Here is a 5,596-nt window from a genome sequence, read left to right as displayed (position 1 = left end):
GCGCTACCGACCGCTCCCCCGACGGCGCCGCCGCACGTCGAGGAATGCGACAACCCGATGAAGGGCCTGTTGTGGACCCGGCCCGTAGCGCGCCAGAAGCCCCGGCTGAGCCGGGAGGCCATCGTCGACGCGGCGATCACCCTGGCCGACACGGAAGGACTCGACGCCGTCTCTATCCGCCGGGTCGCGGCAGTTCTCGGCGTCCGGCCGATGAGCCTGTACTCCCACATCGCCCGCAAAGACGATCTTCTCGATCTGATGAGCGACCGGATCGCTGCCGAGATCCTCGTCCCCGACCCGCTGCCCGCCGACTGGCGCGACGCCCTGCGTGCCATCTCCCATCAGACCCGGGCCAGCTTCCTGCGCCATCCCTGGATGCTGACCACGTTCGCCGGACGGCCACACTACGGACCGAACGCGCTGCGCCACGCCGAGCAGTCGGCCGCAGCGGTCGCCAGGCTGCCCGTGCCACCTCGCCGGAAGATCGCGATTCTGCGCGCGGTCGACACGTACACGATCGGGCACGTTCTCGCCGAACTGCGGGCGCGGGACCTCCACTCCCGGACCGACGTCGACAAGGTCGAGCTGACCACCTACCTCCGCAGCCTGATCGCCACCGGCGACTATCCCTTCCTCGCGCAGTTGGGTCCGGGCAATACGACGATCATGGGTGACGACGCGCAGGAGGACTTCGCCGACGGGCTGGAATGGCTGCTGGTCGGCATCACCGCGGCGATCGAGTCCTGAGGGTCAGACGCTGCCGAGCACGCGGGTGATCCGCACCTCCACGACGACACGCCGGGGATTGGCCCGCGGCGTGCGGTAACGCTGCGCATAGCGGAACTCGGCGTCGGCCACACTCGCCGGATCATCCCGGAGCACGGCCAGTCCCTCCAGCGTCGACCAGCGTCGGCCGTCGATCTGGCAGAGCCCGACGGGGGTGCCGTGGGCCGGTCCCGCCGCGATCAGGCGGGCCTTGCGGGACCGGGCCGATGTGATCACCCGGGCGATGCCCGCCGCCGGATCAAGTGTCGCGCCGACGGCGACCACGTGCGGGCTGCCATCCGGCCGGACGGTGGTCAGGCTGCACAGGTGCCGCTCTCGCCAGAAGTCAAGAAAGGCCTTGCCACGCCCGGCCAGGTCGAGCAGATGCGCGGGGTCGAGCCGGTTCTGGTGGTCGACCCCGAGCCGGCGATGCGTGAGCACCGGGAACTCGGCACGAACGGCGGCCGGTCGGGACGGGTCCAGCTCCGCGCGCACCGTGGTGGGCCGCGGGCCGGCCTCGGCGAGCACCTCTCCCCACGGATCGACGACGACGCTCGCCCCGGCCATCTCCCGGCCCGCCTGGCGGCCCGCGGCGTTGCAGGCGACGAGATACACCTGGTTCTCGATGGCCCGGGTCCGGGTGAGCACGCGCCAGTGGTCCAGCCTGGCCAACGGCCAGGCCGATACCACCACCACGATCTCGGCACCGCCCTCGGCCAACAGCCGGAACAGCTCGGGAAACCGGAGGTCGTAACAGGTCGCCAGCCCGACGATGCCGAGTTCGGTGGGGACGGTTCCGACCGTGGCACCCGGCGTCAGCAACCGGGCCTCCGCGGAGCCGTAGCCGAACAGGTGCACCTTGCGGTACGCATGCCGGATCATCCCGTCCGGACCGATCAACACGGTCGTGTTGAAAAGCCGTCCGTCGGCGGACCGTTCCACGATGCTGCCGGCCACCAGGTGGCATCCGCGTTCCCGGGCGGCCTCCCGCAGGGCGGTGACCGTCGGCCCGGTCAACGCCTCCGCCTCCGCCTCGTACCGATCGAAGTGAAAATAGCCGGTGACCCATAGTTCGGGGAGGACGACCAGGTCCGCCTGGGTCCGCCGGATCTCCCCCAGCACCCTGCGCACCCGGTCCGCCGCGTTCTCCTCGTCGGGACAGCCGAGCTGCAGGACGGCGGCACGGACCGGGGCTGTCATACGGGGCTCCTCGCCTTGTCGACCATGCGGTTCCGCAAACACGAGGGTCTTCCCGGCGGCAACCCGGTCGACCGCGGGATTCAGGACAGGCCCAGCATCGCCTTCCACTGCTGGGCGCTCGTCGGCCGGAAGACGTGGTTCATCCGCTTGACCACCGCAAGGTCCTCCGACGCCTGCGGAGAGTACTGGTGGCCGGGGAAGACGGTGGTGGTGTCCGGCAACGCGGCCAACCGACGCAGGCTGTCGTACATCAGTCCCGCGTCGCCGCCGGGCAGGTCCATCCGGCCGCAGCCCTCGAGGAACAGGGTGTCTCCGGCAACGAGCCGATCGTCGACGAGGAAACACTGGCTGCCGGGGGTGTGGCCGGGGGTGTGCAGCAGCCGCACGGGGATCTCCCCGACCGTCACCACATCGTCGTCGTCATGCTCGACCAGATCGGCCGCGGAGACCTCGGTCGCCCGCCGTACCCACTCCGCCTCGGCCCGGTTCACGTGAATCGGGACGTTCTGCCGGCCGAGCAACTGGCGGACACCCTCGATCTCCAGGCCGAACGCGTTTCCGCCGATGTGATCGGCGTGGTAGTGGGTGACGAGCGCGCCGGTGAGCCGCATACCGTCGGCGGCCAGCAGGTTGAGCAGGTCGTCGACCTTGTAGGCGGGATCGACAACCAAGGCCTCGCCGGTCTCGCGGTCACCCACGAGGTAGACGAAGTTGACCATCTGGGTACCGACCGGATCGCCGACGGCGAAGTCGCGGCCGGACAACAGTTGACGGAAGTACAGGCGATCGGTCACCCCGCCAGCCTACGAAGGTCCGGCCCACGGCGGGGCGAGTTGCTCACCAGGGCTACCCGCGGCGGCATGACGGGTGAATGATCCATGTGGTGCACGGTGAAGAAGTCCAGGATCGCGCCGGTGGCGTCGAAGGACCGGCCGGCGGCCGAGTCGGACCGGTCCCGGCGGGCCTCCGGGCTGGCCGGCCACAGATGCGTGCCCCCGGTCACCGTGTCGAGCCGAACCTCGGCACCCCCGAGGCAGTCGACGTACCGCAGGATGATCACTTCGCCTCTGGGCTCGGTCAGCACCGGCGTCGGATTGCAGCCGTAACGGTCGGCGTATGCGCGGATCACCGCCGGAGCCGGCGAGATGTGCGCGGGTCCGCCCGCCACCGCGCCACCCGCATAGGGCACGGACGGATCGGCGGTGCCGTGCACGGCCATGGTCGCCGGGGTGCGCCCGGGCGGGCAGCGGACCTCGAACGTCGAGGAGACCATCGCCACGGCCGCGAATCGACCGGATCTGCACACCAGCGCGGCGGCGAACTCAGCACCGTTGGAATGCCCGGCGGCGTAGACAGCACGGTCGTCCAGGCAGAACCGCGCATCCAGATCATCCAGCAGAGCATTCACGAAACCAAAGTCATCCGCCTTACCCGGCTCCCCGAGGGTGTTCCAGCGTCGTGGTGTCCCCAACGCGTCCGGGGTCACCACGATGAAACCGCGGTCGCCGCCCAGGGCGCCCATGCGGGAACGCTGCTCTTCCAACTCCTTATCGGCCTTGAAACCGTGGAAGTCGCCTATCAACGGATAGGCGTGACGCCCGTCGTGACCCGCCGGCAGTGTCAACCGGTAGTAGCGACGGACTCCACCCAGGACCAGGGAATGCGCCCCCGAGAGCAGCGGGACCGCCGGCCGCGGTGAGACGCAGGAGGAGCCCGCGGTCGATATTCCCGAGCCGGCAGCGAAACGTCGCGGCACTGCCTTGTCAGAGACGCTGCCGGGGACGCCGGACGAGCCCGCGAAACCGTGCACCAGCTGGACGACAATGACCAGTGTCAGCGCGACGGCACCCGGCACGGCGAGATGCCAACGTGCTGGCGGCGGTTTCCGGGACACCGCACCCACGGTACGGACCAGACCAGGCCGAAGGAATACATCGCCGCGACGCCTGCGCGACACCGCCGATTCCCGATGTCGGGACGGCAACCACATCGGCAACCACACCGGCGGCGGACCCGGTCGAAACCCCGCGCCGGTTGATCGGCCGGCCGTCTGCCGTCAGGCTACCGGGCTGAGGCCGCCGTCAGGCTACCGGGCTGAGGCCGCCATCGAGGTTGATCGTCGCACCCGTGATGTAGGCGGCCCGCGCGGAGAGCAGGAACGCGACCAGATCGGCGAACTCCTGGGCCCGGCCCACCCGACCGAGCGGGATTCCGGAGGTCCGCCCCATCCGTTCGTACAGCTCGTCGACCGTGATGTTCTCCCGGGCCGCCGCCCGATCCCACTGCCCGCTCTCCACCAGGCCGATCAGCACCGCGTTGACCCGGATCCGGTCCGGGCCGAGCTCCTTGGACAGGGCCTTGGTGAGCGCGAGGCCTGCGGCCCGGGTGACGGAGGTCGGGGTGGAACCGGCGCTGGGGGCTCTGGCCGCCACGGACAGTGAGTTCACGATGCCGCCACCGCCCGCGCGCCGCAGGTACGGCAACACCAGCCGGGAGGCCCGGATCGCCGCGTGCAGCTTCAGCTCCAGATCGGCGTTCCAGACCTCGTCGGTCTGGTTCTCGAACCTACCGCCCGCGCTGGCGCCGGCGTTGTTCACCAAGGCGTCGACGGCGTTCCACCGGTCGACGGCGGTGGCGACGAAACGTTCGAGTTCAGTGATGCTGGTCACATCGGCGGGTACGGCGAGAACCTCGCCACCGCAGGCCTGCGCCTGCTCGGCGACCTCCCGCAGCCGCGTCTCGTCGCGCCCACAGAAGGCCACCCGCGCCCCCTCGGCGGCCAGCGTCCGCACCAGGGCGGCTCCCAGCCCGTTCGAGCCGCCGGTCACCAGCACCACCTTGCCCGCCAGCTGAAGATCCATCCCGCTCCTGTCGCCCCGCTCCGGTCGCAGTTTTCGATGAGGCATGCCGGCCGCGGCCGGCATGCAGACCGCCCGACCATCCGCGACGGGCGCCACCGGTCCTGACGACCTGGGCAGATACCGGGTGATCGGCCCGCCGTTCCCATCGATCGACATGATGAACATACCGATGGCGGAAGATGCGATCAGCATCCACCCGGTCTAACGTCGGGACCGGCGAGAGGGGGCGGGACAATGGCCAGGTGCGACACCTGCGGCAACGACTACTGGATGTCGTTCGAGGTGCAGGTTATAAGTGGCGAGAAATACACCTTTGACTGCTTTGAATGCGCTGTGGCAAAACTTGCCCCCCGCTGCGAACATTGTGACTGCCGCATTATCGGGCACGGCGTCGAGGTATCCGGGCGGTTCTTCTGCTGCGCCCACTGTGCCCGGGTTTCGGACGGCCGCCTCGGTGCCGAGCTCCGCGACACCGTCGGCACGCATCCGGGCTGATCCGGGCCGGACACGCTCCAGCCGACCCGGATCAGCCCGGCGGCCCGGCACCCGCCCGCGGAGCCGGCCATCGACATCACCCAGACAACTCCGAGAAATATTGTTTCTACTCTCTGTAGACGGACATACGGGTCCGAGATGTTACCATGCCCAACGAGCCGACGCCCTCGTCCGCTTCGCCGACGGCGTCGGCAGCCAGGTGATCGCCGATGGGGTGGAGACCGCCGACGAGCTCGCCGCGGTGGTCGGGGCGGTGGTCGGGGCGCGCGTCTAGG

The 5,596-nt window shown here is 69.7% G+C and carries 6 protein-coding genes; 2 read left to right on the top strand and 4 right to left on the bottom strand.

What is annotated here, in order from left to right:
• On the top strand, positions 1 to 747 hold a 747-nt coding region (locus AC08OO_RS22280), incomplete at its 5' end, for a TetR/AcrR family transcriptional regulator (RefSeq protein WP_476619026.1).
• 3 nt (positions 748 to 750) lie between these two features.
• Here AC08OO_RS22280 and AC08OO_RS22275 read toward each other — a convergent pair.
• The 4 genes from AC08OO_RS22275 to AC08OO_RS22260 form a co-directional block, all read right to left on the bottom strand.
• On the bottom strand, positions 751 to 1,965 hold the full coding sequence (locus tag AC08OO_RS22275; RefSeq protein ID WP_476611629.1) for a nitrilase-related carbon-nitrogen hydrolase: 1,215 nt from the start codon (positions 1,963 to 1,965) through the stop codon (positions 751 to 753).
• Positions 1,966 to 2,045: 80 nt separating this feature from the next.
• Positions 2,046 to 2,759 (bottom strand): MBL fold metallo-hydrolase, encoded by a 714-nt coding sequence (locus AC08OO_RS22270; protein ID WP_011435685.1) that lies wholly within the window; start codon positions 2,757 to 2,759, stop codon positions 2,046 to 2,048.
• Positions 2,756 to 3,820, bottom strand: coding sequence for a CE1 family esterase (locus AC08OO_RS22265; protein ID WP_476611628.1), 1,065 nt, complete (start codon positions 3,818 to 3,820; stop codon positions 2,756 to 2,758). Before AC08OO_RS22265 ends, AC08OO_RS22270 begins: the two co-directional genes overlap by 4 nt.
• Before the next feature lie 226 nt (positions 3,821 to 4,046).
• The gene (locus AC08OO_RS22260; RefSeq protein ID WP_476611627.1) at positions 4,047 to 4,826 is read right to left on the bottom strand and encodes an SDR family oxidoreductase; all 780 of its coding nucleotides are present in this window, start codon (positions 4,824 to 4,826) and stop codon (positions 4,047 to 4,049) included.
• A 43-nt stretch (positions 4,827 to 4,869) separates the two neighbouring features.
• On the opposite strand from AC08OO_RS22260, the gene AC08OO_RS22255 reads away from it, so the two are divergent.
• Positions 4,870 to 5,031, top strand: a complete 162-nt coding sequence (locus AC08OO_RS22255) for a hypothetical protein (protein WP_476619025.1) — start codon at positions 4,870 to 4,872, stop codon at positions 5,029 to 5,031.
• The last annotated feature ends 565 nt before the right edge of the window (positions 5,032 to 5,596 follow it).

Source organism: Frankia sp. CeCAU1 (assembly GCF_977971845.1).
This window is presented reverse-complemented; position numbering and strand designations above follow the sequence as displayed.

Bases quoted from the DNA above. Each gene is read 5' to 3' on its own strand.
- AC08OO_RS22275 (WP_476611629.1), bottom strand. From the start codon at position 1,965: ATGACAGCCCCGGTCCGTGCCGCCGTCCTGCAGCTCGGCTGTCCCGAC.
- AC08OO_RS22260 (WP_476611627.1), bottom strand. From the start codon at position 4,826: ATGGATCTTCAGCTGGCGGGCAAGGTGGTGCTGGTGACCGGCGGCTCG.
- AC08OO_RS22255 (WP_476619025.1), top strand. From the start codon at position 4,870: ATGCCGGCCGCGGCCGGCATGCAGACCGCCCGACCATCCGCGACGGGC.